Here is a 26,450-nt window from a genome sequence, read left to right as displayed (position 1 = left end):
AGGCCGCCTACAACTCCGTCCTCAACGTCCTCAACAGCGCCGGCCCCACCACCAGCCCGACCACCAGCCCGACCGGTGGCGTCACCTCCTCGCCGACGTCCTCGCCGACGTCCTCGCCCACCAGCAACCCGGGCGGCGCGAAGCGGATCGTCGGCGCCCAGTCCGGCCGCTGCATCGACGTGCCCAACTCGTCGCAGAGCAACGGCACCCGGGTGCAGCTCTACGACTGCCACGGGCTGACCAACCAGCAGTGGACGTACACGTCCAGCAAGCAGCTGACCGTCTACGGGAGCATGTGCCTGGACGCCGCCGGCTCCGGCAACGGCTCGGCCGTGCAGATCTACAGCTGCAACGGCCAGTCCAACCAGCAGTGGAACGTCAACTCCAACGGCACCATCACCGGTGTCCAGTCCGGGCGGTGCCTGGACGTCTGGGGCACCAACAACGGCCAGCAGGTCCAGATCTATGACTGCAACGGCCAGGCCAACCAGCGGTTCAGCCTGAGCTGATCCGCCACGGCGGGCGCGGTGTGGCGGCAGGTGCCGCCACACCGCGTCGCCGTGCCCGGGGCCGGCCGCGCCGCGTGTCCTACCGCCGCGGTCCGGTCCCGTCGTCGTCCGCCACCGGGCCGCGCTGGATCGTCTCGGCGATGCGCAACTCCTGCCATGGCGGCGACGGAACGCCGGGTGGCAACCCGGCTCAGCCGGCGGCCTTGACCCCGGCGACGAAGGCCCGCCAGGTGGCCGGGGCGAAGGCCAGGGTGCCGCCGTCGCGGTCCGTGGAGTCCCGCACCAGCACCCGGTCGGGCAGGTTGTCGGCCACCTCGACGCAGGTGTTGCCGCCGTTGCCGGACCGGCTCGACACGCGCCAGCGCGGGGTGGGGGCGGTGTTCACAGCTCGCTCACCAGCTTCCCGATCAGCTCGACGGACACCCGCGCCGGCAGCGCCTCGCTCAGCAGGGCGTCCCACATCGTCCTGATGGTATCCACGGCGTCCGGCCGGTCGACGATCTGGCCGAAGACACCGTCCACGTAGGCCACCTCGTCCCCGTCGGCGAGGGTGGCCAGCACGAAGCCGCCGGCCAACCCGGGATGCGCGCCGACGCCCGCGGGCACCACCAGGAGCCGGACGTGCGGCAGGGCGGCCAGCTCGACCAGCCGCTCCAGCTGGGCCCGCTGGACGTCGCGGTCCCCGACCACCCGGCGCAGCGCGGTCTCGTCGACGACCGCGGTGAACCGCTTCGGGGCCGGGCCGGTCAGCAGCTCCTGCCGGGCCAGCCGCCCGGCGACGAGCTGGGTCACCTGCTCCGGGGTGTGCGTGCCCTGCGCGCGGAGCACCGCGTGCGCGTACGCCTCGGTCTGGAGCAGGCCGGGAACCAGCGCCGGTTCGGACGTCCGGAGGGCGACCGCCTCGGCCTCGATGCCCCGCCACGGCGCGAACCAGGCCGGTGACTCCTGCCGGGCCGCGACCGCCTGCAGCTCGGCCAGCAGCCCACCGGTGCCCAACGCCGCGTCGGCGGCCTCGGCGAACTGCGGGGTGGGGCGGCGCCGTCCGGTCTCGATCGCCGCGATGGTGGACGGGCTCCACCTGATCAGCTCCGCGAGGGCCTCCTGTGAGACGCCCGCGCCCGCCCGGGCCGCCTTGAGCGCTTTGATCCACATGTCGCCGTTCATCCGACCGTCCCGTGCTCCACGAAGGGTGACGGGACCATCCTCGACGGTGACGGCCGCCGGGTCCAGCAGGGCGGGCGCTCAGTCCCAGCGGTTGCCGGTGAGCTTCTCGTACACCTCGACGTAGCGGGCCCGGGTCGCCTCGACCACCTCGGCCGGCACCTCGGGGGCGGGCGGCTGCTTGTCCCAGCCGCTCCCGGTGGCCCAGTCGCGCACGTACTGCTTGTCGTAGGAGAACTGGGCGCGGCCCGGCTGGTACGACTCCGCCGGCCAGAACCGGGACGAGTCGGAGGTGAGCACCTCGTCGGCGAGGATCAGCGTGCCGTCCGGCGCCCAGCCCAGCTCGATCTTGGTGTCGGCGATCAGGATGCCCCGGTCGGCGGCGATCTCCGCGCCGCGCCGGTAGACGTCGAGGGTGATCTGCCGGAGCCGCTCCGCGGTCTCCGCGCCCACCTTGTCGACCACCTGGTCGTAGCTGATCGGCTCGTCGTGCTCGCCACCCATCGCCTTGGTCGACGGGGTGAAGATCGGCTTCGGCAGGATCGACGCCTCCACCAGACCACGGGGCAGCGGCACGCCGGAGACCGAACCGGTGCGCTGGTACTCCGCGAAGCCGCCGCCGGTCAGGTAGCCCCGGGCCACGCACTCGATCGGGACCATGTCCAGCCGCCGGCAGCGGATGGCCCGGCCGGCGAACTCCTCGGGCACGTCGGTGGCGGAGATCACGTGGTTCGGCACCAGGTCGGCAAGCTGCTCGAACCACCACAGCGACAGGGCGGTGAGCAGGCGGCCCTTGTCCGGGATCGGGGTCGGCAGCGGCACGTCGTAGATGGAGATGCGGTCGGTGGCCACCAGGATCAGCTCGTCGCCGTCGGCGTACACGTCCCGTACCTTGCCGGAGTGCAGAAGTTCCACGGCGCCTAGTACACCATGGGCCGCACCGGCTCCCGGCCCGGCCACCAGGCCCTCCCACCGCCGGCGTTGACACCCTCCCCCGGCTCCTGTGTAAATGGTCCGTCCGCAGCCGCCGCCCGCGCCCCAGGAGCATCCCGTGCGCGTACCCCGTTCCGCGCCCCGCCCCGGCCTCGACCGGCGGCGGCTCCTCGGTGCCGTCGCCGGCCTGCCGCTGCTCGGCGGCGGACTGGCCGGCTGCCAGCCGGAGGCGGCGAGCCGCGCCGACGACGGGCCGGTCGAGCTCTCGGTGTTCTGGTGGGGCGGGGCCCGGCGGGCCGAGGCCACCGAGCAGGCGCTGCGCCTCTACTCGCAGCAGAACCCCCGGGTCCGGTTCCGGATCACCTGGCAGGGCCTGGCCGGCTACTACGACCGGCTGGCCGTCCAGGGCACCGGCGGTAACCCACCGGACCTGTTCCAGATCGACGACACCGTGCTGACCGAGTACACCAACCGGGAGATCATCCTCGACCTCAGCGACTACGTCGCCGACAACCGGCTCGACCTGCGCGGCCTGCCGGAGAACCTGGCCCGGTACGGCCAGGTGGACGGCCGGACCATGGCGGTGCCGGCCGCGCAGACCAACGCCGCGCTGGTCTACAACCGGTCGCTGCTGCACCGGCTCGGGGTGCCGGAGCCGCGTCTCGGCCTGAGCTGGAAGGAGTACGCCGGCTGGGCGGCTCAGGTCACCCGCGCCGCCGACAACCGGGTGGCCGGGACCATGGACCCGTCGGGTGACTACCGGGCGCTCTGGCTCTGGCTCCGTGGCCAGGGCCACGAGCTGTATCAGGGGCGGCAGCTCGGCTTCGGCTCCGCCGAGCTGCTCGACTGGTTCGAGTTCTGGGAGGTGGCCCGCTACGACCGGGCCACCCCGAGCGCCGCGTTGATCGAGTTGGCGGACACCGGCGAGCTGGACCGCCAACTGGTGGTCACCGGGCACACCGCGGCGTCGTTCGCCTGGTCGCACCAGTTCCCAGAGCTGCAACGGCTGACCGACGACGAGTTGGGCATGGCGCCCGTCCCGGGCAGCCCGGCCGCCCACTGGCCCCGCGCGTCGATGTACTGGGCCGCCTTCCGCGGCACCCGGCACGCCGCAACGGTGGCCGACGTGATCAACTTCCTGACCACCAACGTGGCGGCGGGGCGGATCCTCGGCATCGAACGCGGATTGAACGCCAGCGTGCAGGTGCGCGGGTACGTCGCTCAGGGCGTCACCGACCGGGCCGCGAAACGGGTCATCACCCTCGGCAACGACCTCGGCAGCCTGATGGGCCCGGCCCCCGCTCCCCCACCCAAGGGACACGCCCAGGTCCGTGCCCTGCTCATCGCCGCCGCCGAGAGCATCCGCGCGAAACGCTCCGGGGCCCGGGCGGCGACCACGCGCTTCATGGCCCAGGCGGGCGCCGCCCTGGCCGCCTGACCGCCTTGACCGCCTGACCGCCCGGGTTCGCCCGACCGCGCTGGCCGCTTGACCGCCGGATCGCGCTGGGCCGGCGCACCGCGCTCGCCGAGCGCGGAGCCGCCGGACCGACCGGGGCCGGGACGGGCCCACCGGCCCGCCCCGGCCGGGGTCAGCGCGGCGGCCCGCTCCGCCGGCTCCGCACCAGGCGATACACCAGGAACACGATCACCGCGAGCACCACCAGGCAGCAGAGCAGCCCCAGGCCGCCACCGCCCCGGCGCCGCCGGGCGGCCTCCACCACCACTTCGCCGGTACCCGTGGACGCCCAGGCCGCGACCGGCACGAACACGGAGAGCACGACCGCACCGAGGACCGCGCCGAGGCGGCCCCACCACTTGTTCCAAGCAGACATGTCCCCATCCTCGCCGAGAAGCGCAACCGGGGCAGGGCGGAAGCGAACACTCACCGGCCCGCGCCGTCGCCCGCCTCGGCCAGCGCGCCCGGAGGATGCTCCGGCACGGCGATGTCGTCCAGGGAACGCACCCCCGGAATCGGCGAGGGCAGCAACCAGAGCACGCACAGGGCGCCGCCGAGTGCCGCGATCCAGAGCGTGGGGCGCAGACCGAGCCAGGTGCCGAACGCCCCACCGCTGAGCGCGCCGAGCGGCCGGATCCCATAGTTGATCGTGGAGTACGCGCCGGCCACCCGGCTGCGCAGGCCGTCGGGGATCACGGCGGCGTTGAGCGCGTTGAGGTTGACGTCGAACAGCATCACCCCGACCCCGGAGAAGAACTCGGCCGTGCCGAGCAGCCCCGCCCGCGCCCAGAGCGGACCGTCCGCGACCGCGGCGAAGAGGAGCGACGCCGGGAACACGACGCCACCGATCACGATGCTGCGGCCGACTCCGATCCGCCCGGCCAGCCGGGGGGCGATGACCGCGCCCAGCAGGCCACCCACCGCGCCGACGCCCAGCGCCAGCCCGAGCAGCCCCGAGGGCAGGCCGAGCGTACGGCTGGCGAAGAGGACGAGCAGGGCGGCGGCCAGGAAGGTGAAGTAGTTGACCGTCGTGGCGCAACCCAGCCCGGCGCGGAGAACGGGGTCTCCGAGGGTGAACCGCAGCCCGTTCCGGGCCTGCCGCCAGAGCGTCCCGGCCGGCCCGCCGTCCGGCCGACCGTCCGGCGCCGGGAGAGCCGGCCGGATCCGGCCGATGCCCAGCGCGGAGACCAGGAACGACACCGCGTCCACCAGGATCGCGACCGGCGCGGTCAACGCCTGGACCAGCACTCCGCCGAGGGCCGGACCGGCGATGGTGGAGGCCGATCTGCTGGCGCTCAGCGCGCCGCTGGCCGCCAGGTAACGCGGCCGTTCCACGAGCAGCACGAAGAAGGCTGGGTAGGTCGTGTTGAACAGCACCGAGGCGGCGCCGGTCAGCAGCGCGACGGCGTAGAGCTGGGCCATCGTGCCGGCGTCGAACGCGAAGGCGACCGGCACCGTCACCAGCAGCGCGGCCCGGATCAGGTCGGCCGCCACCAGCAGGCGTTTCTTGTCTGTCCGCCGGTCGATCCAGGCGCCGAGGAAGAGCCCGGTGAGGTTCGGCAGCCACACCAGCGCGGTCAGCACCGACACCTGGCCCGGGCTGGCGTCGAGCACCAGTACCGCCAACAACGGGAAGGCCAGCTCGGAGATCCGGTCCCCGAACTGCGAGATCGTGTGCGCGGCGAAGAAGGACCGGAACGGCGGCTGGCGGAACAAGCCCGCCTGTTCCGCGGCCGTCGCCGTCACCGGCTCTCCGCCTCGGGCAGGACGTACCGCAGGAAGCGCACGTGACGGGCACCCGCCGGCTGGTCCGCCGCCTTCCGGGTGACGTACGGGGCGAGGACCTGCTCGATCGCGGCGTTGACGGCGGCCAGCTCGCCCTCGGTCAGCTGGACGGTGGTGTTGGACAGGCCGGCCTCGCGTCGCCACTCCGCCTCGAGGCGGGGCTCGTCCTCCACCAACCAGCGCCGGGGCAGGTCGTCGGACTGCTCGAAGATGCTCCGGTGCAGGACGCGACTCGCGGCCTGGCCCTCCTCGTCGTCGGGAAACCGGAAGCGGAAGCCGCCCGCGCTCGCCTCCCAGTACCGCTTCCGCGCGTCACCGCCGCCAGCGCTGTCCCGGACCAGGCCGAACCGGGCCAGGTGGCGCAGGTGCCAGCTGGTGACCGACGGGGACGCCCCCACATGCTCGGACAGTTCGGTTGCGGTCGCGGCGCCGTACCGCTGGAGCCGGGACAGGATGGCCAGCCGGACCGGGTGGGAGAGGGCCCGCATCGCGGTGGGATCGGTGAGTTCGAGATCGCCGTACGGGTTCCCGCCGTCGTCCGGAATTCCGAGAGACATATCTCGAAAGTACTCTCTCAGATTTTTGCCGACAAGACCCCCAGCGGCGGGCAGTCCGTGGGGACCCCGGGACGTACCCGGGAACGACGAAAGGCCCCGGAGAAATCTCCGGGGCCTTTCCTGACGAGTAGCGGGGACAGGATTTGAACCTGCGACCTCTGGGTTATGAGCCCAGCGAGCTACCGAGCTGCTCCACCCCGCGTCGGCTCACACAGCCTATCGCATCCCCGCCGGGGAGATCAGCCGGGTATCCGGATCCGGTCCGCGACCGGTCCCACAGGGCGAAGGGCCCCGGAGCGAACTCCGGGGCCCTTCGTGAACGAGTAGCGGGGACAGGATTTGAACCTGCGACCTCTGGGTTATGAGCCCAGCGAGCTACCGAGCTGCTCCACCCCGCGTCGGTTCGTCCACCGTAGCGCACCGACCCCAGGGGGCGCAAAACGGCCTCAGTCCAGCCAGTTCCGGATCGCGTCGACCGCCCGGCGACTGTCCTGATCGACCTGGGACCGTGGGCTCGACGTGCCCTCCCAGCCCAGCTCCCACAGCACCGTGACCACGTTCCCGACCCGTACCGCCCGGACCAACCGGACCACCTCCCGCACCTCGGGGGCACCCTCGTAGTCGGTGGCGGGCCGGCGCACCTCGAACAGCACCGACTCGTCGCCGTAGCCGCCGTCGGGCAACAGCCGCTGGGTCGACGTCAGCCCCGCGGTGTCCCCCGTCCCCGGCCGGGTCGGGCAGTCCCGCACCGCCCGGCGCAGCTCGGCCAGCGCGTCGTCGGCCCGCCCCGGCCGGTAGACGGTGATGCTGTGCTTGTAGCTGCCGTCCGGGACGTACCCCTGCGGGGTGGTGGCCAGCTTGAACGCCAGGGTGCGGACCCGGCGGGTGACGATGCCCGCCTCCCCCGGCGTGGCGCCGCAGAGCGCCGGGAGCACCGGCCCCGGGCCGAAGGTGCTGCCGGTGCCGGCGTCGTTGGCGGCGGCCAGGGCGAAGAAGGCCCGGTCCGGGATACTCGTCGGGCTGCTGCCCGCCGGTCCGGTGCTCGTCCTCGGCGGTGTGTCCGGGGTACGCGCGGGCGGCGGCGGGCTGCTGCGGCCCGGCGTCGGCGGGACCGACGGCGGGGTGGGCGACGGGCTGCCCTCGTCGGGGCTGGCCACCGGCGGGCCAGGCGGGGCGTCCGGACCGGCGGTGAGCACCAGCCGGGTGCCGGCGGCGGTGCCGCCGACCAGCACGGCAACGGTCAACGCGCCGAGCGCGGCGCGCCGGTGCGCCCGCCGGTCGGCCCGGCCGCGCAGCCGATCCGGTGCCGGCAGCGCCCGGTCGTCCGCGTCGGCGGCCAGCGCCCGGTAGAGACCGCTCAGTTCACGCGACATCGTTCACCTCCAGCTCCTCGCTGACCACGCCGGGCAGCAACTCGGCCAGCCGGGTCCGCCCCCGGGACAACCAGGACTTCACGGTGCCGGTGGGCACGCCCGCCTCCCGGGCGATCTCCGCCACCGGCATGTCGAACAGGTAGTGCAGGGCGAGCGCCTGCCGCTGCCGGGCCGGCAACTGCCGCAGCGCCCCCACCAGCAGCACGGTCTCCTCGCCGGGTGGGCCGACGTCGGCCGGCGGCCCGCTGCGCGAGGCGGCCAGCCGCCACCCCCGCAGCCGCCGCCAGCGGTCGGTGGCCAACCGGCTGATCACCAGCCGCAACCACGCCTCCGGGGCCGGGTGCGCGGCGAGCTTCCCCCACTGCCGCCACGCCCGCGCGTACGCCTCCTGGACGAGGTCCTGCGCCTCGCCCAGGTCGTCGGCCACCGCGTAGCCGTACCGGAGTGTCCGCGCCGACGTGCTGCGGTAGAAGTCGTCGAAGCTGTTCGCGTCCCTCATCGCCAGGTTCTCCGCCCGCTCGGTCCATCTGCCCTGTTGACGGCCGAGCGGGTCACCCGGTTGCGGCCGACCGGTCCGTTAGCCGACACGAGCCCGTGGTCCGGGAACCGCTCCGGGTTCCGGACCACGGGCTCGCGTGGTCAGCTTCGGCGTCAGCCGTTCGGCGCCGCCGGGTCGGGTCAGCCGTTCGGCGACGCCAGGGGCGGGTCAGCCGTTCGGCGTCGCCGATGGGCTGGGCGAGGTCGGCGGGGCGGCCGACGGGCTGCCGCTGGGCGACGGGCCCGACGACGGGTTCGCCGCCGCCTGGGCCTGCTGGAAGGCGCTCATCGCCTCGTCCAGCGTCTTCAACGCCCGCCCGTACCGCTCGAAGTCGCCGGACGCCTGGGCGGCCTTGACCTCGGCGATCGCGCTCTGCACCCGGTCGGCGGCCTGGGCCAGCTCGCCGGTGAGCACCGGCGGGGTGGTGGCCCCACCCGTGGGCGGTTTCGGCTCGCCGGAGCTCGGCGGCGGAGTGCCGCTGGGCGCGCGCTTGCCCTGCTCGACGAGCTGCTTGATGCCGTCGCTGAGGTTGTTCGCGAGCACCACGTACGAGCCGCCGTCACCGTAGGAGAGCAGCACCTTCTGCAACAGCGGGTACGCGTCCTGGTTGCTGCTCTTCACGTAGACCGGCTCGACGTAGAGCATGCCGTCGGCGAAGGGCAGCGAGAGCAGGTTGCCGTACTGCACCTGCGCCTGGTTGGAGGAGAGCAGGTTCAGCTGCTGCCGGATGTCGCCGTTGTTGGTCATCTGCTGGTGCACCTGCGTCGGCCCGGAGATCCGGGTCTGGTCCGGCAGCTCCAGCACCTCCAGCCGGGGCTGGCCGTCGACGTACGACCCGGAGATCAGGGCGGCGAGGTTCTGCCGCCGGTTCGGGGTGACCGCCGCGGTGAGCTGGAAGCGCGGTTCCGCCTGCCCCGGGAACTGGGTGAACAGGTAGTACGGCGGCTGCTTCTGCCCGCTGTCCGGCGCGTCCGGCACGTTCGGCACCTGCCAGAAGTCCTGACCCGAGTAGAAGTCGCCGGGGTTGGTCACGTGGAACTTGGTGAGCAGGTTGCGCTGCACCTTGAACAGGTCGACCGGGTAGCGGAAGTGCTCGGCCAGCTCCGGCGGGATGTCGCCCTTGGGCAGCACCAGGTCACCGCCGAAGGCCTTGTTCCACGCCTTGAGCACCGGGTCGACGTCGTCGAACGCGTACAGCTTCACCGTGCCGTCGTACGCGTCGACGGTCGCCTTCACCGAGTTGCGGATGTAGTTGACGTTCTCCCGGGCGAGCTGGAACGTGCCCCGCCCGGTCAGCTCGTCGGCCGTCTCGGCCTGCAGGTTGACCCGCTCGGCGTACGGGTAGGTCGCCGCCGTGGTGTAGCCGTCGATGATCCACAGCACCCGGCCGTTCACCACCGCCGGGTACGGGTCGCCGTCCAGCGTGAGGAACGGCGCCACCTTCTCCACCCGGTCGCGCGGGTTGCGCACGTAGAGCAGCTTCGAGTTGTCGTTCACCGCCTCGGAGAGGAGGAAGTTCGACTCCTGCTCCTTGATCGCGTAGAGCAGCCGGCGGGGGAACGAGCCGATCTTCACGCCGCCCGCACCGGTGTACGTGTAGTACTGCTCGCCGCCGGTGGAGGTGGGCCGGTCGAACTCGACGCTGCGGTCGCCGGTCTGCCCGACGATCGCGTAGTCGTCGTCCTCCATCCGCTCGCCGTAGTAGATCCGCGGCTGCTGGGCCGGGATCTGCTCGGTCTGCGAGGAGCACGACTCCTGCGCCTTGTCGCCGAGGAAGCCGGAGACGAAATAGGGCTGGCCGCCGCAGACCACCTGGTTGGCCGGCGCGCCCACCAGGCCGTAGCCGTGGGTGTAGACGGTGTGCCGGTTGATCCAGTTGTTGTTCGGCAGCTCGCCGTAGTTGATCTCCCGGACCCCGACCACGTAGTCAGAGGTCTTCTCGGCCACCGTGTACCGGTCGATGTCCAGCTTCGAGCCGAAGTCGTAGAAGCCGCGGACCTGCTGGAGCTGGGTGTACGTCTCGGAGACCAGCTGCGGGTCGAGCAGCCGGACGTTCTGCACCACCGAGGTGTCGGTGGCCAGGCTGGCCGGTGGCACGAGGTTGTTCGCCGCGTACCCGGTGGTCTTCGTGTCGCCGATCCCGAACGCGGCCCGGGTCGCCTTGATGCTGCGCTCGATGTACGGCGCCTCCTTGTCCCGGGCGCTCGGCTTGACCTCGAAGGTCTGCACCGCCCACGGGTAGATGCCGCCGATCGCGACCGCGGAGACGCCGAGCAGGGCGAGCGCGATGCCGGGCCAGACCAGGTTCCGCATCACCGCGTTGGAGAACACGATGATCGCGATGGCCACCACCACCGAGATGTACGCCAGGATCTCCTTCGCCGGGAGCAGCGCGTTCACGTCGGCGTAGCCGGCGCCGTAGAGCTTGGCGCCCTCGTTGTACTCCAGCAGCATGGCCCGCCGGTCCAGCACGTACGCGACGGCCTTGAGCAGGACGAAGACGGCGACCAGGGTGCTCAGGTGGGCCCGGGCCGCGTTGGTCATCCGGTCCCCGACGCCCTGCAGCCGCACCCCGCCGAAGATGTAGTGCACGGCCAGCGCGCCGAGCAGGGCGAGCACCACCGCGGTGAACCCGACCCCGAGCAGGTAGCGCCAGAAGGGCAGGTCGAAGACGTAGAAGCCGACGTCGACGCCGAACTCCGGATCCTTCACGCCGAAGCTGCCGCCGTTGCGGAACAGCAGCCACTGGCTCCACCGGCTCTGCCCGGAGAGGCCGGCGAAGAGCCCGATGAGCACCGACACCACGGCGATCCAGGTGCCGAGCCGCGGGGTGAGCAGCATCCGGTACCGCTCCAGGGTGGCCTGCTCCGGGGAGTGCGGGCGCAGCCGCGGCCGCAGCCGGTACGCCAACCACAGGTTCGCGGCGATGACCAGGGCCATCCCGGTGCCGATCACCAGGAACAGCAGCAGCCGGGTGGCGAGCACCCCGGTGAAGACCTGGGTGTAGCGGACCTCGTCGAACCAGAGCCAGTCGGTCCACGCGTTGACCCCCCACCCGAGCAGGGTGAAGAACACGAACACCCCGATCAGGACCCCGATGGTGACGCGTCCGCGCCGGCTCATCCTCGGCAGGGGGCTGCTCCGCATAACCACTGTTGGCTCCGCACGCTCGATGTGATCGGCTCCGACCAGGCACCCAGAGTACGGGGTGTTCCTGAACACCTCGGGTCAAGGTCACGTCACGATCGTCCGGCGACCGCTGCGGCCCGGCTCAGCAGCGGGTCGGCTGCCCCCCGGCGCGCAGCGTCTCCAGCGCCTTGAGCGCGTCGTCGAGCGAGGCCACCCGGAGCAGCGGCAGGCCGGGCTGCGGGTTGCGGACCGCCTCGGCGCAGTTGTCGGCCGGCACCAGGAACACCTTCGCCCCCGCCTCCTTGGCACCGACCAGCTTCTGCGCGATGCCGCCGATCGGGCCCACCCGGCCCTCGTCGTCGATGGTTCCGGTACCCGCGATGATCTTGCCGCCGGTGAGGTCGGCCGGCTCCAGCTTGTCGATGATGCCCAGGGCGAACATCAGCCCGGCGCTCGGCCCGCCGATGTCCCCCAGGTCGATCTTCAAGGTGAACGGGTGCGGCTGCTGCTGGTCGATCTCGATGCCGATGCGCGGCCGGCCGTCCTGCTCCCGGGTGGTCACCGTGGCGGTGGCCGGCGCGTCGGCGCGGGTGTAGCCGATGGTCAGCGCGGTGCCGGCCGGCTTGGCCCGGACCAGCTCGGTGAGCCGGGCCGCGCTGGTCACCTGCTGACCGTCGACCGAGGTGATCACGTCGTTGGGTTTGAGCACGTCGGCCGAGGGCCCGCCCGGGGTGACCGCCTTCACCAGCACCCGGATCGGGAAGCCCAGTTCCCGCAGGGCGGCCGTCTCCGCGCTGGTCTGCGAGTTCTGGAAGTCCTCGGCGTTGCGCTTCTCGACCTCCTCCTGCGACTCGCCCGGCGGGTAGACCAGCTCGCGCGGCACCACCGCCTCGTCGGCCGAGAACCAGCCGGCCAGCGCCGAGCGGAGCCGGACCGTGGGCTGCACGCCGACCGTGGTGAGCCGCAGCTGGCCCGCGGAGGTGGACGTCGAGCGACCGCTGACCTGGATGATCTCCTTGCCGTCGGCACTGCCGAGGGTGTTGACCGTCGGGCCGGGACCGAGCACCACGTACGGGATCGGCACGCTGAGCACCCCGACGCTGAGCAGGGCGGTGAGCAGAGCACCGAGCAGGACGGTCAGGCCGCGACGTCTCATGCGGCAGAGCGTACCGATAGCGGGTGTGATGTCCGGCGCGGTGACCGCGGCGCTTCGCCCTCAGCGCAACGGCGGTGGGCACGACCTGCGGTCCCGCGCGCGTACCGTAGACGTCGTGCCTGATATTCCGTTCGGCTTCGCGCTCCCGGGTGGTCAACCACCAGACCCCAACGACCCCGCGGCGATGCAGCAGTTCATGTCGCAGTTGCAGCACCTGCTCTCCGCGCCGGGCAGCGGACCGGTCAACTGGGACCTCGCCCGCCAGGTGGCCGCCAGCCAGCTCGCCGCCGCCGGCGACCCGGCGGTCTCGCCGTTCGAACGCAACGCGGTGGAGGAGGCGCTGCGCATCGCCGACCTCTGGCTGGAGCCGGCCACCTCGTGGCCCTCCGGCATCCGGACGTCGGTCGCCTGGAACCGCAACGAGTGGATCTACAAGACCCTCGACGTGTGGCGCAAGCTCTGCGACCCGGTGGCCAGCCGGATGGTCGGCGCGATGGGCGACCTGGTGCCACCGGAGGCGCGCGCCCAGCTCGGCCCGATGCAGTCGATGGTCGCCACGCTGGGCGGCGCGCTCTTCGGCGGCCAGCTCGGCCAGGCGCTCGGCTCGCTCGCCGCCGAGGTGCTCTCCGCCGGCGACATCGGCCTGCCGCTCGGCCCGGCCGGCACCGCCGCGCTCGTCCCCGCCAACATCAAGGCGTACGGCGAGGGCCTGGAGCTGCCGGAGGACGAGGTACGCCTCTACGTGGCCCTGCGCGAGGCCGCCCACCAGCGGCTGTTCCAGCACGTGCCGTGGCTGCGCGGGCACGTGCTGACGGCGGTGGAGAACTACGCCGCCGGCATCCGGGTCAACCGGGAGGCGATCGAGGAGGCGATGGGCCGGGTCGACCCGACCGACCCGGAGTCGATGCAGGCGATCGCCCTGGAGGGCATCTTCACGCCCGAGGACACTCCCGCGCAGAAGGCCTCGCTGGCCCGCCTGGAGACCGTGCTCGCGCTGGTCGAGGGCTGGGTCTGCCACGTCGTCGACAGCGCCGCCGGTGACCGCCTGCCCAACGTGGTACGCCTCGGCGAGGCGTTCCGCCGCCGCCGGGCCGCCGGCGGACCGGCCGAGCAGACCTTCGCCGCCCTGGTCGGGCTGGAGCTGCGGCCCCGCCGGCTGCGCGAGGCCACGGTGCTCTGGGCGGCGCTGACCGAGCAGCGCGGGATCGCCGGCCGGGACGCCGTCTGGGGCCACCCCGACCTGCTCCCCTCCGACGACGACTTCGCCAACCCGGAGGCGTTCGCGGCGACCAGCGCCGATCTCGACGACGAGCTGGCCTCCTTCGACTTCTCCGCCCCCGGCGCCCCGGAGGAGCAGACCCCCGGCGAGGACGACGACAAGTCCTGACCCGACCCACCGCGAGGCCCGCACGAGTACTCGTGCGGGCCCGCGCGTCAGCCGGGTCGGCCGGAGAGGAGCGCCCGGGTGGCGTCCCAGCCCTCGACGGCCGGGTCGAGGCTGCCCAGGTCACCCGGACCGCGCAGCCGGCGCCAGCCCGCGGTGACCGCCACGTCCCCCGGCCCGGGGGCGGCCGCCCGCACCTGGGCCGGCGTCGCCGTGTCCAGGTGCAGCGCCGGCAGCCAGTCCGGCACGGGCAGCCGGGCGGCCACCCCGAGCAGTCCCGGCCCGTCCCCCTCGACCGGAGCGACCGCGACCGGGCGGCTGCTGAGCGGCCGGAGCAGCTTGCCCAGAACGAGCCCGGGTACGTGGGGCGCGTCCGCGACCACCACGGCCGCCTGGTCGTACCCGCCCAGCCCGGGACCTCCGGCCGACGCGGCACCCCCGGTCGGCCCAGCGCGCCCGGTTGGGGCGTCCCCGGTCGACGCGGCACCCCCGGTCGGCGCAGCAGGCCCGGTTGGGGCGCCCCCGATCGACGCGGCGCCCCCGGTCGGCCCAGCGGGCCCGGTTGGGGCGCCCCCGATCGACGCGGCACTCCCGGTCGGCTCAATGGGCCCGGTTGGCGGGGCACCCTCAGCCGGCGCGGCGTTCGCGGGTGCGGGTGGCGCGGCGGGCAGGGCAGCGAGGACGGCGTCGGCGGTCGGCTCGGGCACCTCGTACACGGCGGTGCCCGGCCAGACCACGGCGTCGGCCAGCCACCGGTCCGCCGGCGTCACCGCGACCGCGGTCTCCACCTCGTTGAGCGTGGCGAGCAGGTCCACGACGTCCTCGGCGAGCGCGGTGCGCCACCGGGCCGGGTCGATGCCGGGCGGCGTCCAGGCCACCGGAGCGAGCAATGCCACCACCACGCGTCGGGCCACCCGTCGACCCTAGCCCGTCACCTGCTCCACCCCGGCGCACCCGCCCCCGGCCGACGTAACCGGCCCCGGACACCACCGGGCGCCGGCCGACGGATGGCGGCTTCCGACGCCCCGGCCGCACGTGTTAGTCGCCCCGAGCCACCCCTAAGCCAGCCGAGTGGAACGCTATGGCGGTCAAAACGCGCCGTTGACCTCCATGGCGTTCCACCGAGGCGCGTTCGGACCGCGCTGCCCGCCTGACCGCCTGACCGCCGGCCAGCCCGCCCGACCGCGCTGCCCGCCTGACCGCCTGACCGCCAGCCAGCCCGCCCGACCGCGCTGCCCGCCTGACCGCCACCCGCCCGACCGCGCTGCCCGCCTGACCGCGCTGCCCGCCTGACCGCCAGCCAACCCGCACGCACCCCAACCCGCCTGACCGCCACCCGCCCGACCGCGCTGCCCGCCTGGCCACCAGCCAACCCGCACGCACCCCAACCCGCCTGGCCGCCGCTACAGACTTGATGGCGGAAACGGATCACCGCGCGAGTCATTAACGACATCAGGTCAGTAGCGGTCCGCGAAGTCACGTCGGACCTCGCCGGGGCCAGCGCCCGCCGACCCGCCGCACCCCTGATCGCGCACCGGCCGACCGCGGGCCGATCGCGCGCCGGTCGTCGCACCCCTGGTCGCGCGCCGCACGGCCGCCACGACGACGCCGGACGCGAGGCCGGTGCCCGCCGGCCCACCGCACCACCCGACCGCACACCGCCCGACCGCACACCGCCCGACCGCACACCGCCCGACCGCACACCGCACGACGCCCGACCCCACGACGCCCGACCCCACGCCGCCCGACCCCACGCCGCCCGACCCCACGCCGCCCGACCGCACGACGCCCGACCCCACGCCGCCCGACCCCACGCCGCCCGGCCGCGCCACGACAACGCCGGGTTGCGGGGACCGTAAGCGCTCGCCCGATGGCGCGCCGGGTGATTCGCCGCCGTAGGCCACCGGTGCGGCAGCACCATGTCGAACGCCGGGCCTTGCGGCCGCCCGGAGGAACGGCAGGCGGGTCAGTCAGTCAGGGGCACGCCGGACGCCGCGGCGACGCCCTCCAGGTAGCCGCGGGCCCGCTCGCTCTTGGGGTAGCGGCCGACCAGGGCCCAGAACGAGGCGTTGTGGCTGGGCACGATGAGGTGCGCCAGCTCGTGCAGGAGCACGTAGTCGATCACCCAGTCGGGCATGTCCTGGATCCGGTGGGAGATCCGGATGGTGCGGTCGGCCGGGGTGCAGGAGCCCCACCGGCCGTTCTGGTTGGTGACCCAGCGGACGCTGGCCGGGGCGGCGGCCGCACCGTACTCGGACAGGTAGAGGTTGATCAGCCGGTTGGCCCGGGTCAGCAGCTCGGCGTCGGAGCGGGCCAGCCGGCCTTCGCGGGCGGCGAGCCGGGCGAGCATCCGGTCGACCCACTCGCTCTCCTCGGCCCGGGAGAACTGGTCGGGGATGAGCACGACGACCCGTTCCCCGTCCCGGTACGCGGACACCGTGCGTCGCCGGCGCTGGCTGCGCCGTACCTCGACGACGGGCTTCCGCGTCCCGGCCATCACCGGTCCGCGCAGCCTCGAATGACTGTCACGAGGGAAAGCTACTGCGTGGTGACCAGGGGTCCGCAAGAGTCAACACGACGACACGCGCCCGGAAAATGGGGGTTGGTCGTCAGGAGTCCTGAAAAATTTCTTTGCGGGCGACCCGTCGGGCCCTTCCGGCCGTCACCTGCGGGCCCCGCACACGTTAGGTGATCTACGGACGGGCCGCTACGCGGGGGCGGCCCGAAGGGGGATCTGAGCGTATTCACCCGGCGTGTCCCCGCCAAACTCACTTATCCGACCTAAGTCGGCGTGCAGACTTTCCAGACGTCGACTAACTCACAGAGTCGGCGCACAGCTGACATGGATTCGCCCAGACCTGGGTAGGGTCCGCCAACCAGCGGTCACGAGCGTGACCGCGAACCCCCCGGCGCCGGTGCCTCGCGTGGCCCGCCGCAGGGAAACCGCCGGGACGGCGTGCCCGGCGGACGAGACGAGGAGGGCTACCGTGGCCGACCAGGCCCAGACCTACAACGGTTACTGCGTCAAGTGCAAGGAGAAGCGGGACTTCGAGGGGCACGTGGAGGTCTCGAAGACCGGCATGAACATGGCCAAGGGCAAGTGCCCGGTCTGCGGCACAACAGTGAACCGCATTCTCGGCAAGGCCAAGGTCTGACCCGTACGGGTCGCGCGGGGAGGGTGGCCGTCGGGTCACCCTCCCCGCGGCGTGTCCCGGGGTGCTGACTGTCGGCTGACCGACAGAGTTACCGCCCGGTTGTGGAAAACCCGGGTCAGTCCTGTGGACAACCCTGGATACAGCCCGGCGCACCTGTGGACAACGATCGACGGAGAGCGTGGACACGGTAACGATCCGTGGTATGCCACACCCCGTTCCCCTGCCCCGCCCGGTCCTGCTCCCCGGCCTCACCCTCCTCTGGCGGGACCGGCACACCCTCCAACTGGGGATCGAGCCCGGCCGGGCGGTACTGCTGGAGGTGGCCAACCCCCGGGCCGCCCGGCTGCTCGACCTGCTCGACGGCACCCGCAGCGAACGGGCCGTCCTCGCCGCCGCGGCCGCCGTCCAGGTGGCGCCGGACGAGGCCCGCGTCCTGCTCGACACGCTCCGGGCCGCCGGCCTCGTCGTACCCGCGCACAGCCTGCTCCCCCGCGACCTGGCCGGGCCGGTCCGCGCCCGGCTCGCCGGGGAGGCGGCCGCACTGGCCCTCGCGGTGGCCCCGCCGCCCGGCACACCGGCCCAGGTCATCCGCCGGCGGCGGGCCGCCCGGGTGCTGGTCACCGGCACCGGCCGGGGCGGCGGGGCGATCGCCGTGGCGCTGGCCCAGGCCGGCGTGGGGCACGTGGCGGCGGCGCTGGCGGGCCCGGTCCGTCCGGCCGACCTGATCGGGACCGGCCTCACCGCGGCCGAGGTCGGCCGACCGCTGGCCGCGGCGATCCGGGACGCGCTGGTCCGCTGCGCGCCGGGCACCGGGACCGGGGCGGTCCGTCGCGGCCGGGTCGACCTGGTGGTGCAGCTCGGCATGGACCGGCCGGCCGGTCTGCTCGCCACCGGGTACGCCCAGCGCCGCCAGCCGCACCTCCTGGTGGACCTGCGCGGCGGCGTGCCGGTGGTCGGTCCGCTGGTCCGGCCGCCGGTCGGCCCCTGCCTGAACTGCCTGGACCTGCACCGGGTCGACCGCGACCCGGACTGGCCGGCGCTCGCCGCCCAGCTGGCATCCGACGACACCGACCCGGACTGCGCCGTCAGCATCCGGCTGGCGGCCGTGGCGTGCGCGGCCGGGGAGGCGCTGGCCCACCTCGACGGCGGTGTCCCGGAGACCCTCGGCAGCGCGGTGGAGATCATCGGTGCCGGCCGGTTCCGGCACCGCCGCTGGCCGCCGCACCCCTCCTGCCGGTGCTCCGGGCGTCGCCCGATCCCGGGCCGCCCCCACCCGCTCCGGCTTCGGACCACCGGCGGGCCCTCCGAGTCGGTAACAATGGCCAAGTGACCGACATCCCGCGCCGCGCCGTGTCCCGGACCGCCAAGCTCGCCGCTCTGCCGCTCGGCTTCGCCGGTCGGACCGTCCTCGGCATGGGCAAGCGGGTCACCGGCCTCGCGTCCGACGTCATCTCCGCCGAGATCCAGCAACGCACCGCCGAGCAGCTGTTCAGCGTGCTCGGCCAGCTCAAGGGCGGTGCGATGAAGTTCGGCCAGGCGCTGTCGGTGTTCGAGGCGGCGCTACCGGAGGAGATCGCGGCCCCCTACCGGCAGGCCCTCACCAAGCTCCAGGAGGCCGCCCCGCCGCTGCCCGTCGCCACCGTGCACAAGGTGCTGGTCGAGCAGCTCGGGCCGGACTGGCGGGACCGGTTCGTGGAGTTCGACGACACCCCGGCCGCCGCGGCCAGCATCGGCCAGGTGCACCGCGCGGTCTGGCGGGATCCGGGGTACGGGCCGAACGGCGGCCCACGCCACCGGGACGTGGCCGTGAAGATCCAGTACCCGGGCGCCGGCGACGCGCTCCTCGCCGACCTGAAGCAGCTCTCCCGGCTGGGTGGGATGTTCCGGGCGATCCAGCCCGGGCTGGACGTCAAGCCGCTCCTGGTCGAGCTGCGTGAGCGGATCACCGAGGAGCTGGACTACGAGCTGGAGGCCGAGTCGCAGCGGGCCTTCGCGGCCGCGTACGCCGACGACCCGGACATCTACATCCCCGAGGTGCTGGACGCCTCGCCCCGGGTGCTGATCACCGAATGGGTGACCGGCACCCCGCTGTCGGAGATCATCCGGGAGGGCACCGAGGAGCAGCGCGACCGGGCCGGCCTGCTCATGGCCGAGCTGCACCTCTCCGCGCCGATGCGGGCCGGGCTGCTGCACGCCGACCCGCACCCAGGTAACTTCCGGTTGCTGCCGGACGGGCGGCTCGGCGTGATCGACTTCGGCGCGGTGGCCCGGATGCCGGAGGGCACGCCCGAGCCGATCGGCCGGATCGCCGCGCTGGCGATCCGGGGCGACGCGGACGGGGTGGTGGCCGGGCTGCGCGAGGAGGGCTTCGTCAGCCAGACCGAGCCGATCGACGCGCCGGCACTGCTGCAGTACCTGCAACCGATGTTGGCGCCGGTCGCCGAGCCCGAGTTCCGGTTCACCCGGGCCTGGCTGCGCGCCGAGGCGACCCGGCTGGCCAGCCCTCGCTCGCCCGCCTTCCAGCTGAGCCGCCAGCTCAACCTGCCCCCGTCGTACCTGATGATCCACCGGGTGACGCTGGGCTCGATCGGGGTGCTCTGCCAGTTGGAGGCGAAGGCGCCCTACCGGGCGATCCTGGAGCGCTGGCTGCCCGGCTTCGCGGCGGTGGGCTGACCCGGGACGCCGTACGCCGAAGGGGCGGTGACCATCCGGTCACCGCCCCTTCCCTCAGGTAGCGATCTAGAGAGCGCCCAGGTCGCGGGCCGACTCACGGCGGCCACGCATGGCGACGGTACGGGCGGAACGGGTTGCCTCAGTGCTCGTGGTGGTGCGACCGGCCTGAGGCCGGGGCATTCGAGCCCGGGACAACGCTTCGTGGAGTAGTTGCATCTCGGTTCCATTCGGCAGGTGCAGCATCGGTTTCGACTTTCTTCGCGGGCCGGTGGGGATCACCGGCGGATGTGCGGAACGGGGTGTGTCAGGCCGCCAGCCGGACGGTGTTGCGCGACTCGGACAGCCCACTGGCCGCCAGTCGCGCCTCCGCCTCGACCCGGAGCTGGGCGTCACGGGCGACGTCCTCCTTGCGCGGACGGCCACGGGGCCGCTTGCGCGGGACGACCGCGCCACGCTCGAAGATCTCGCCACCCCAGACGCCCCAGGGCTCGGCCCGCTCCACCGCCCCGGCGAGGCACTCGACGCGCAGCGGGCAGTCCCCGCAGAGCGACTTGGCCAGCTCGAGCTCGGCGGGCGAGTCGGAGAACCACAGGTCGGGGTCGAACTTCCGGCAGGGCAGGTTCGCCTCCACCTCGACGCTCACGTCGAGTGGGGCCAACGCCAGACTCATCCTCCGGTCACCTCTCTCTCACTTCGATCTCGTGGATCGGATTCCGACGTACTTCGGCACTACGGCGGTGCAAAAAAACTGAGGCCGCGGATCCCGGTGTGCGGGTTCCGCGGCCTCGAGGTGAGCCGGTGGTCTGGTGGTCAGACCGGTCTACCTCGAGGTGGAACGCCGCGGACATCCATGCGCTTCTTGACGACACCGATGCCCATGCCCGTGAAGCCACTGGTCCCCTCGAACTCCGCGAGCGGCGCAACGGTCCGGTTCAGCTCGGCCTGAACCTGGGCCTGGTGCACCTGCGGAGCCGACGGTCGGGCGGCACGGGCCACCCGGACGGACGACTGCGGAGCGCGGGCAGCTGGCATCGCCGCCAGACGCTCATAGGTGAAGATCTTCACGGGTGCCACCTCCCTCACGTTCCTCGAATCGACCATTGGACTCATCCCCCTTGAGCAGCCAGAATGGCGCCGCTCGCGAGGTGTGTCATGAGGCTATGCCTCGCCCTCGGGCGAGGGCAAACGATTTACCGCGAGATTTAGAAACTTTTCTGCGGGCAGACGTCGTCGACCCCGGCGCCGGCCACCAGCGCCAGCACGGTATCCCCGTAAAGTCCCAGTTTGCGGGGGCCGATCCCGGCGATCGCAATCAGCTCCTCGACCCGCCCCGGCTTCCGCTCGGCCAGCGCGGTGAGGGTGGCGTCGGTGAACACCACGTACGCCGGCACCTTCTGCGCCTCCGCGACCCGCTGCCGCCACTCGCGCAGCCGCTCGTACAGCTCCTCGTCCAGATCGGAGGGGCAGGTCGGGCAGCGCCCCAGCTTCCGGTCCGCCCCGGCGAGCAGGGTCGCGCCGCAGATCCGGCAGGAGACCACCTGGCTGCGCCGCCGTTCGGCGCGCCGGGCCGGGCCCGCGCCGGCCCGTTCGCCGCCACCGGACCGGTCCAGCTGGGGCAGGAAGCGGGAGGGCCGCCGGGCCCGGCCCCCCGGCGAGCGGGCCGCCGCGTACGACAGCCAGAGCCACTGCCGGGCCCGGGTGACGCCGACGTAGAGCAGCCGCCGCTCCTCCTCCACCTGCTCCGGGGTCTTCGCGTACGTGGTGGGCAGGGTGCCCTCGGCGAGGCCGACCAGGAAGACGGCGTCCCACTCCAACCCCTTGGCCGAGTGCAGCGACGCCAGGGTCACCCCCTCGACCGTCGGCACGTGCTGCTGGGCGGCCCGCCGGGCCAGCTCCTCGTTGAAGTCGGCCAGGGTCACCGGCCGCTCGACCGAAGCGGCCTCGCCGATCGGCACCACCGCGGGCGTCGCCGCGTACTCCTCGGCGAGCTGGACCAGCGCGGAGAGCGCCTCCCACCGCTCCCGCGCGGCGCCGCCGGCCGGTGGGGTGTCCCGGGCCCAGCCGACCGCGCCGAGCCCTTCCATCACGGCGGTCGGCAGCGGGGTCTCCCCCGGGATGGACCGGGTGGCGGCGCGCAGCGCGATCATCGCCTGGCGCACCTCGGGCCGCTCGAAGAAGCGCTCCGCGCCCTGCACGACGTAGGGCACCTCGGCCTCGGTGAGCGCCTTCTCGTACGCCTCGGACTGCGCGTTGGTGCGGAACAGCACCGCGATCTCCCGGGCCGGGGTGCCGGCCTCGACCAGCGTCCGGCAGCGGGCCGCCACCGCGCTGGCCTCGGCCGGCTCGTCGGTGAAGATCCGCAGCTCCGGGTCCGGGCCGGGCGGGCGCTGGCCGTGCAGCTCCAGCCGCAGCCGGGCCTCGGTGCCCCGGGCCTGGGAGATCACCGCGTTGGCCAGCCCGACCACCTGGGGGGTGGAGCGGTAGTCGCGGACCAGCCGGACCACCGTGGCCTGCCGGTACCGGCGCGGAAAGTCGACCAGGTACGTCGAGGTGGCGCCGGTGAAGGTGTAGATGGTCTGGCTGGCGTCGCCGACCACGGTGAGGTCGTCCCGGCCGCCCAGCCAGGCCTCGAGCAGCCGCTGCTGGAGCGGGTTGACGTCCTGGTACTCGTCGACCACGAAGTGCCGGTACTGGCCGCGCACCTGCTCGGCGACGTCCGGGTGCTCCTCGATCCCCCAGACCGCGGCGCGCAGCATGTCCTCGAAGTCGATCACCCCGTTGCCGCGCTTGAGTCGCTCGTACGCGGCGAAGACCTCGGCCACCTTCGCCGGCTCGTACGGGGTCTCGCGCAGCGCCTTCGCCGCGGCCACCACGTACTCACCGGGCTCGACCAGCGACGACTTGGCCCACTCGATCTCGCCGGACAGGTCGCGGGCGGCGGCCCGGTCGGCGCGCAGGCCCACCTTGGCGGCGGCCAGGGTGACCACCCGGACCTTGCTGTCCAGCAGTTCCGGCATGGCCCGCCCGGCCAGCAGCCGGGGCGCGAAGTAGCGGACCTGGCGCAGCGCCGCCGCATGGAAGGTGCGCGCCTGGACGCCGCCGACGCCGAGCGCGGCGAGCCGGCTCCGCATCTCGGCGGCGGCGCGGGCGGTGAAGGTGACCGCCAGCACGTGCCGGGGGGAGATGTCGCCGGTGAGCGCGCGGTGGGCGATCCGGGAGGTCACCGCGCGGGTCTTCCCGGTGCCGGCGCCGGCCAGGATGCAGACCGGGCCGGCCGGGGCGGTCACCGCGGACCGCTGCTCGGGGTCGAGCCCGGCCAGCACCCCGTCCGCCGCTGAGTGAACCACCACAGCCAGGAATCATCCCAGGCCCCGCCGACGTTGCAGCCGTTAGCCTGGCCTGACCGGACCGGGCGCGAGCCACCCCTTGGAGGACCTGACCATGTTGACGATGTATTCCACCTCGTGGTGCGGCTACTGCCACCGGCTGAAGTCGCAGCTCGACCGGGAGGGCATCGGGTACGAGGTGGTCGACATCGAGCAGGACCCCGCGGCCGCGGAGTTCGTGATGAGCGTCAACGGCGGCAACCAGACCGTCCCGACGCTGAAGTTCGACGACGGCAGCGCCCTGACCAACCCCTCGATCAAGCAGGTCAAGGAGCACCTGGCCAGCCTCACCCGCTGACCGCCTCGCACGCTCGCGCCGAGCGGCCGCCCTTACGGGCCGGCCGCTCGGTGCCGTTCGGGCCCGGTTCAGCGCACGCGCTGCCGGCGGGTCGGCACCACCACCTCATGATCGACGGCCGGCAGCGGCCGGCGCGGGCGGGGAACGACGGGCGGCGGGGTGCCGGTTCGAGCGGGCGGCGGGGTCAGCCGGCGGCCGTGCCAGAGGTAGAGGCCGGCGGCGGTGGTGGTCAGCCCGACCAGGGCGAAGAGCAGGCGGTAGTCCAGGACGCCGACGAGCAGCGCGCCGGTGCCGATGGAGAGCGCCTGCGGGCCGCTGACCAGCGCCTCGGCGGCGGCGGCGACCCGGCCGAGCAGGCCCGGCGGGGTGCGCCGCTGGACCAGCGTGTTCAGCCCGACCATGGTCAACGGCAGCGACAGCCCGGCCAGCAGCAACGCCAGCACACCGAGCCAGAGCCGGGGGTACGCCAGGGCCAGCGCGGCCGGCCCGAAGAACGTCACCCCGGCGGCGAGCGCGCCCACCTCGCCGGCCCGGCGCACCACGGTCGCCGAGAGCAGCGCGCCGGCCAGCCCGCCGAACCCCTGCACGGTGACCAGCACGCCGACGAACGCGGCGTCGCGCCCCAGCCCCTGGTCCACGTACGCGAAGATCAACGACTCGGTGAAGCCCATCACCAGCGAGCCCAGCCCGTATCCGAGCAGGGCCCGGCGCAGCGCCGGCTCGCCGGAGAGGTGCCGCAGCCCCGCCCCCAGCTCGGCGGTCCAGCGCAGGTCGGCACCGGACGGCGCGCTCTCCCTGACCCGGAGCAGGCCGACCACGGCCGCGGCGACGAGGAACCCGAGCATCGCGAGGGCGGCCAGCAGCCAGCCGCCGACCGCGGCGTACAGCCCGGCGCCGGCCAGCGGCCCGACCAGCCGTAGGCCCTGCCGGACGGTCTGCAGCAGGCCGTTCGCGTCGGCCAGCAGGTCGCTCGGGATCAGCTGCCGGATCAGTCCGCTGAGCACCGCGCTCAACGCGATGTACGACAGCCCGTACAGCGCCGCCACCACGTAGATGACCCAGACGTCGGCCCGGTCCCGGACCGCGAAGAGCGGGCAGAGCAGCACCGCCGCGCTGAGATTCGCGACCACGAAGAACGGCCGGCGGCGGTACCGGTCGACCAGCCAGCCGACCAGCGGCGCCAGCGTCATCGGCGCGATGATGGCGAAGATGGTCGCGCCGGCCATGCCGTCGGAGCCGGTCAGGTCCTTCACCCAGACGGCGAGGGCGAGCAGCAGTACGGACTCGGCCGCCATGCTGGCCAGCACGGCGACGAAGAGCAGGCGGAAGTCGGGGCGGCGCAGGACGGTGCGCATCGGTTCCCTCCGGCGGGGATGCGCCGCGGCGGGCGCGTCGGGGGCGGGTGGCCGGCCCGGACCTCCCCGTCCGGCGCTCGAACACCCCTCCACAGTCCTCTTTTTGTCGCGAGACACGCCCGCACCGGAACCTCCGGGGCCGGTCGCGACGTCCATACTGACCGTGGGGGGCGAATTCCATACAGTTACCGTCGTGACCCGCGGCGGTCGACGGAAAGAGGACACCGTGCCTCCTGCCGCACCAGGGCCGATCCTGCGTCGTCGCAGGCTCGGCACCGAACTGCGCCGGCTGCGCGAGCGGGCCGGCCTCACCGGTGACCAGGTCATCGAGCGGATCGGCTGGGCGTCCGCGTCCAAGCTGTCCCGACTGGAGAACGGCCGCAGCCGCCCCGACCCGGACGACGTCGGCGTCCTGCTCAACCTCTACGGCGCCGGTGACGAGCAGCGCGAGGAGCTGCTGGCGATCACGCTGGAGGCCGGCGACATGCGCGGCTGGCTGCGCAACTTCCCGGTGATGACCGAGCAGCAGCGCGCCTTCGCCGAGTTGGAGGCGGGTTGCGCCGAGATCCTGGAGTACAACCCGGTGCTGGTCCCCGGGTTGCTCCAGACCGCCGGCTACGCCCGGCACCGGATCATCTCGGCCGCCCGGGTGGCGGAGCGGGCCGGCGACCCGGAGGCCGCCGAGGACCCGGAGACCGAGGTACGCGCACGCCAGGCCCGCCAGTCGCTGCTGACCCGTCCCGACGCGCCCCGCTACACGGCGGTGCTGGAGGAGGCGGCGCTGGGCCGGCGGGCCGGCCCGCCGGAGATGCTGCACGACCAGTTCGCCCACCTCTGCGAGGTGGCCATGCTGCCGAACGTCACGCTGCGCCTGCTGCTGCGCGACACCCGGATCGGCGACTGGTACCTGCCACCGACCGCGTTCTCGGTGTACCGGTTTGCGGATCCGCTCGACCCGGAGACGTTGGCCATCGAAGGTGGCTTCACCGACGTCATGTCAAGCGAGGCAAACACCCTAAATCGCTATAAAGTGGTGTTCGAGTGGCTATGCTCGGCGGCGCTCTCCGCATCGGACACCCTCTCCTGGCTCTTCGAGGCGACGGGACGGCCCGAGACGGCAGCCGAGTCCACAGTGGCGTACGGCCCGGCAACGGCGCCGGCCCAACGCCGCCGTGCCTCGGGGCGCCTGACGACGGACCGGTGATCGCGCACAGCCGGCCGTCCGGCCTGCGGCGTCACTCGTCCCGATCGGAGCACTCCAGAGCAGGAGCAGAACATGAACCAGATCCGTACCAGCGCGTCCGGCCTCGCCCCGCAGCTTGCCGGTGCCGCCTGGCGCAAGAGCACCCGCAGCCAGACCTCGAACTGCGTGGAGGTCGCCCCCCTGCGTACCGGGCCCGCGGCGGTGGCGCTGCGGGACAGCAAGGACCGCGGTGGACCGGTGCTGCTGTTCAACCGGGCCGGCTGGCTGGGCTTCATCGCCGGCGCGAAGAACGGCCAGTTCGACCTGAACTGATCCGGTGAGTGGTCGGGGCCGTCGGTGTTGCCGGCGGCCCCGACGCGTGTCCACCCGGGACAACCCCGCTGACCTGGGCTCCACCG

General features: G+C 73.3%; 25 protein-coding genes, 2 tRNA genes and 1 pseudogene. 9 read left to right on the top strand and 19 right to left on the bottom strand.

The window, feature by feature from the left end; translation table 11 throughout:
• The coding region (locus tag LQ51_RS32265; protein WP_046568603.1) for an RICIN domain-containing protein at window positions 1-509 on the top strand (509 nt) is incomplete at its 5' end.
• Window positions 510-699: 190 nt separating this feature from the next.
• Here LQ51_RS32265 and LQ51_RS21920 read toward each other — a convergent pair.
• From LQ51_RS21920 to LQ51_RS21910, 3 genes are all read right to left on the bottom strand, one after another.
• On the bottom strand, window positions 700-894 hold the full coding sequence (locus LQ51_RS21920; RefSeq protein WP_046568568.1) for a DUF397 domain-containing protein: 195 nt from the start codon (window positions 892-894) through the stop codon (window positions 700-702).
• On the bottom strand, window positions 891-1,673 hold the full coding sequence (locus LQ51_RS21915; protein ID WP_046568567.1) for a helix-turn-helix domain-containing protein: 783 nt from the start codon (window positions 1,671-1,673) through the stop codon (window positions 891-893). Before LQ51_RS21915 ends, LQ51_RS21920 begins: the two co-directional genes overlap by 4 nt.
• 78 nt (window positions 1,674-1,751) lie before the next feature.
• Window positions 1,752-2,585, bottom strand: a complete 834-nt coding sequence (locus LQ51_RS21910; RefSeq protein ID WP_046568566.1) for a phosphoribosylaminoimidazolesuccinocarboxamide synthase — start codon at window positions 2,583-2,585, stop codon at window positions 1,752-1,754.
• A gap of 136 nt (window positions 2,586-2,721) precedes the next feature.
• Between LQ51_RS21910 and LQ51_RS21905 the strand changes: the two genes are divergently transcribed.
• Complete coding sequence (locus tag LQ51_RS21905; protein ID WP_046568601.1) at window positions 2,722-4,041, top strand: ABC transporter substrate-binding protein; 1,320 nt, start codon at window positions 2,722-2,724, stop codon at window positions 4,039-4,041.
• Between the two features lie 151 nt (window positions 4,042-4,192).
• On the opposite strand, the gene LQ51_RS21900 is transcribed toward LQ51_RS21905, so the two are convergent.
• From LQ51_RS21900 to LQ51_RS21860, 9 genes are all read right to left on the bottom strand, one after another.
• The gene (locus LQ51_RS21900; RefSeq protein WP_046568565.1) at window positions 4,193-4,435 is read right to left on the bottom strand and encodes a hypothetical protein; all 243 of its coding nucleotides are present in this window, start codon (window positions 4,433-4,435) and stop codon (window positions 4,193-4,195) included.
• A 50-nt stretch (window positions 4,436-4,485) separates the two neighbouring features.
• Window positions 4,486-5,805 (bottom strand): MFS transporter, encoded by a 1,320-nt coding sequence (locus LQ51_RS21895; protein WP_046568564.1) that lies wholly within the window; start codon window positions 5,803-5,805, stop codon window positions 4,486-4,488.
• On the bottom strand, window positions 5,802-6,401 hold the full coding sequence (locus tag LQ51_RS21890) for an ArsR/SmtB family transcription factor (RefSeq protein ID WP_046568563.1): 600 nt from the start codon (window positions 6,399-6,401) through the stop codon (window positions 5,802-5,804). The genes LQ51_RS21895 and LQ51_RS21890 overlap by 4 nt, the downstream gene beginning before the upstream one ends.
• A gap of 128 nt (window positions 6,402-6,529) precedes the next feature.
• Window positions 6,530-6,603: transfer RNA gene (locus tag LQ51_RS21885), tRNA-Met, on the bottom strand.
• A gap of 122 nt (window positions 6,604-6,725) precedes the next feature.
• Window positions 6,726-6,799, bottom strand: a tRNA-Met gene (locus tag LQ51_RS21880).
• A 48-nt stretch (window positions 6,800-6,847) separates the two neighbouring features.
• Window positions 6,848-7,774 (bottom strand): hypothetical protein, encoded by a 927-nt coding sequence (locus LQ51_RS21875; protein ID WP_046568561.1) that lies wholly within the window; start codon window positions 7,772-7,774, stop codon window positions 6,848-6,850.
• Complete coding sequence (locus LQ51_RS21870) at window positions 7,764-8,273, bottom strand: SigE family RNA polymerase sigma factor (protein ID WP_046568560.1); 510 nt, start codon at window positions 8,271-8,273, stop codon at window positions 7,764-7,766. Before LQ51_RS21870 ends, LQ51_RS21875 begins: the two co-directional genes overlap by 11 nt.
• Window positions 8,274-8,480: 207 nt before the next feature.
• Complete coding sequence (locus tag LQ51_RS21865) at window positions 8,481-11,459, bottom strand: UPF0182 family membrane protein (protein ID WP_197087869.1); 2,979 nt, start codon at window positions 11,457-11,459, stop codon at window positions 8,481-8,483.
• Window positions 11,460-11,583: 124 nt separating this feature from the next.
• The gene (locus tag LQ51_RS21860) at window positions 11,584-12,597 is read right to left on the bottom strand and encodes a YlbL family protein (protein ID WP_197087868.1); all 1,014 of its coding nucleotides are present in this window, start codon (window positions 12,595-12,597) and stop codon (window positions 11,584-11,586) included.
• 184 nt (window positions 12,598-12,781) lie between these two features.
• On the opposite strand from LQ51_RS21860, the gene LQ51_RS21855 reads away from it, so the two are divergent.
• The gene (locus LQ51_RS21855) at window positions 12,782-13,984 is read left to right on the top strand and encodes a zinc-dependent metalloprotease (protein WP_052745026.1); all 1,203 of its coding nucleotides are present in this window, start codon (window positions 12,782-12,784) and stop codon (window positions 13,982-13,984) included.
• Between the two features lie 47 nt (window positions 13,985-14,031).
• On the opposite strand, the gene LQ51_RS21850 is transcribed toward LQ51_RS21855, so the two are convergent.
• The 3 genes and pseudogenes from LQ51_RS21850 to LQ51_RS21845 all read right to left on the bottom strand — a co-directional run bounded on the left by LQ51_RS21850 (window position 14,032) and on the right by LQ51_RS21845 (window position 16,478).
• Entirely contained in the window at window positions 14,032-14,652 is a 621-nt protein-coding gene (locus LQ51_RS21850) for a hypothetical protein (protein ID WP_369799883.1), read from the bottom strand.
• Window positions 14,650-14,895 (bottom strand): annotated as a pseudogene (locus tag LQ51_RS34590) (hypothetical protein); the annotation flags it as partial. The gene LQ51_RS21850 and the pseudogene LQ51_RS34590, both read right to left, overlap by 3 nt.
• A 1,052-nt stretch (window positions 14,896-15,947) precedes the next feature.
• Window positions 15,948-16,478, bottom strand: coding sequence for a M48 metallopeptidase family protein (locus LQ51_RS21845; RefSeq protein ID WP_046568557.1), 531 nt, complete (start codon window positions 16,476-16,478; stop codon window positions 15,948-15,950).
• A gap of 490 nt (window positions 16,479-16,968) precedes the next feature.
• Here LQ51_RS21845 and LQ51_RS33495 point away from each other — a divergent pair, with 490 nt between their 5' ends.
• The 3 genes from LQ51_RS33495 to LQ51_RS21835 all read left to right on the top strand — a co-directional run bounded on the left by LQ51_RS33495 (window position 16,969) and on the right by LQ51_RS21835 (window position 19,809).
• Window positions 16,969-17,136 carry a DUF5679 domain-containing protein gene (locus tag LQ51_RS33495; protein WP_007464795.1) on the top strand — a complete coding sequence of 56 codons (168 nt, stop codon included), beginning with the start codon at window positions 16,969-16,971 and terminating at the stop codon, window positions 17,134-17,136.
• Window positions 17,137-17,338: 202 nt separating this feature from the next.
• Entirely contained in the window at window positions 17,339-18,466 is a 1,128-nt protein-coding gene (locus LQ51_RS21840) for a TOMM precursor leader peptide-binding protein (protein WP_046568556.1), read from the top strand.
• Window positions 18,463-19,809, top strand: a complete 1,347-nt coding sequence (locus LQ51_RS21835; RefSeq protein WP_046568553.1) for an ABC1 kinase family protein — start codon at window positions 18,463-18,465, stop codon at window positions 19,807-19,809. The genes LQ51_RS21840 and LQ51_RS21835 overlap by 4 nt, the downstream gene beginning before the upstream one ends.
• A gap of 304 nt (window positions 19,810-20,113) precedes the next feature.
• Here the strand turns inward: LQ51_RS21835 and LQ51_RS21830 are convergent, their stop codons facing one another.
• The 3 genes from LQ51_RS21830 to LQ51_RS21820 form a co-directional block, all read right to left on the bottom strand.
• Complete coding sequence (locus LQ51_RS21830; protein WP_046568551.1) at window positions 20,114-20,479, bottom strand: WhiB family transcriptional regulator; 366 nt, start codon at window positions 20,477-20,479, stop codon at window positions 20,114-20,116.
• Window positions 20,480-20,619: 140 nt separating this feature from the next.
• Window positions 20,620-20,874 (bottom strand): hypothetical protein, encoded by a 255-nt coding sequence (locus tag LQ51_RS21825; protein WP_046568549.1) that lies wholly within the window; start codon window positions 20,872-20,874, stop codon window positions 20,620-20,622.
• A 137-nt stretch (window positions 20,875-21,011) separates the two neighbouring features.
• Window positions 21,012-23,159 carry an ATP-dependent DNA helicase UvrD2 gene (locus LQ51_RS21820; RefSeq protein ID WP_046568548.1) on the bottom strand — a complete coding sequence of 716 codons (2,148 nt, stop codon included), beginning with the start codon at window positions 23,157-23,159 and terminating at the stop codon, window positions 21,012-21,014.
• 91 nt (window positions 23,160-23,250) lie between these two features.
• Between LQ51_RS21820 and LQ51_RS21815 the strand changes: the two genes are divergently transcribed.
• Window positions 23,251-23,493 carry a mycoredoxin gene (locus LQ51_RS21815; protein WP_046568593.1) on the top strand — a complete coding sequence of 81 codons (243 nt, stop codon included), beginning with the start codon at window positions 23,251-23,253 and terminating at the stop codon, window positions 23,491-23,493.
• Window positions 23,494-23,561: 68 nt separating this feature from the next.
• Here the strand turns inward: LQ51_RS21815 and LQ51_RS21810 are convergent, their stop codons facing one another.
• Window positions 23,562-24,848: an MFS transporter gene (locus LQ51_RS21810; protein WP_046568546.1), complete on the bottom strand. Its 1,287-nt coding sequence runs from the start codon at window positions 24,846-24,848 to the stop codon at window positions 23,562-23,564.
• A gap of 226 nt (window positions 24,849-25,074) precedes the next feature.
• Between LQ51_RS21810 and LQ51_RS21805 the strand changes: the two genes are divergently transcribed.
• On the top strand, window positions 25,075-26,052 hold the full coding sequence (locus LQ51_RS21805; protein ID WP_046568544.1) for a helix-turn-helix domain-containing protein: 978 nt from the start codon (window positions 25,075-25,077) through the stop codon (window positions 26,050-26,052).
• Between the two features lie 72 nt (window positions 26,053-26,124).
• Window positions 26,125-26,364 (top strand): DUF397 domain-containing protein, encoded by a 240-nt coding sequence (locus LQ51_RS21800; protein WP_046568543.1) that lies wholly within the window; start codon window positions 26,125-26,127, stop codon window positions 26,362-26,364.
• The last annotated feature ends 86 nt before the right edge of the window (window positions 26,365-26,450 follow it).

The sequence above is a fragment of the Micromonospora sp. HK10 genome (assembly GCF_000982955.1).
GTDB lineage: Bacteria > Actinomycetota > Actinomycetes > Mycobacteriales > Micromonosporaceae > Micromonospora.
Note: the sequence above shows the minus strand (reverse complement) of the source record. Positions and strands in the feature narration are given on the sequence as shown.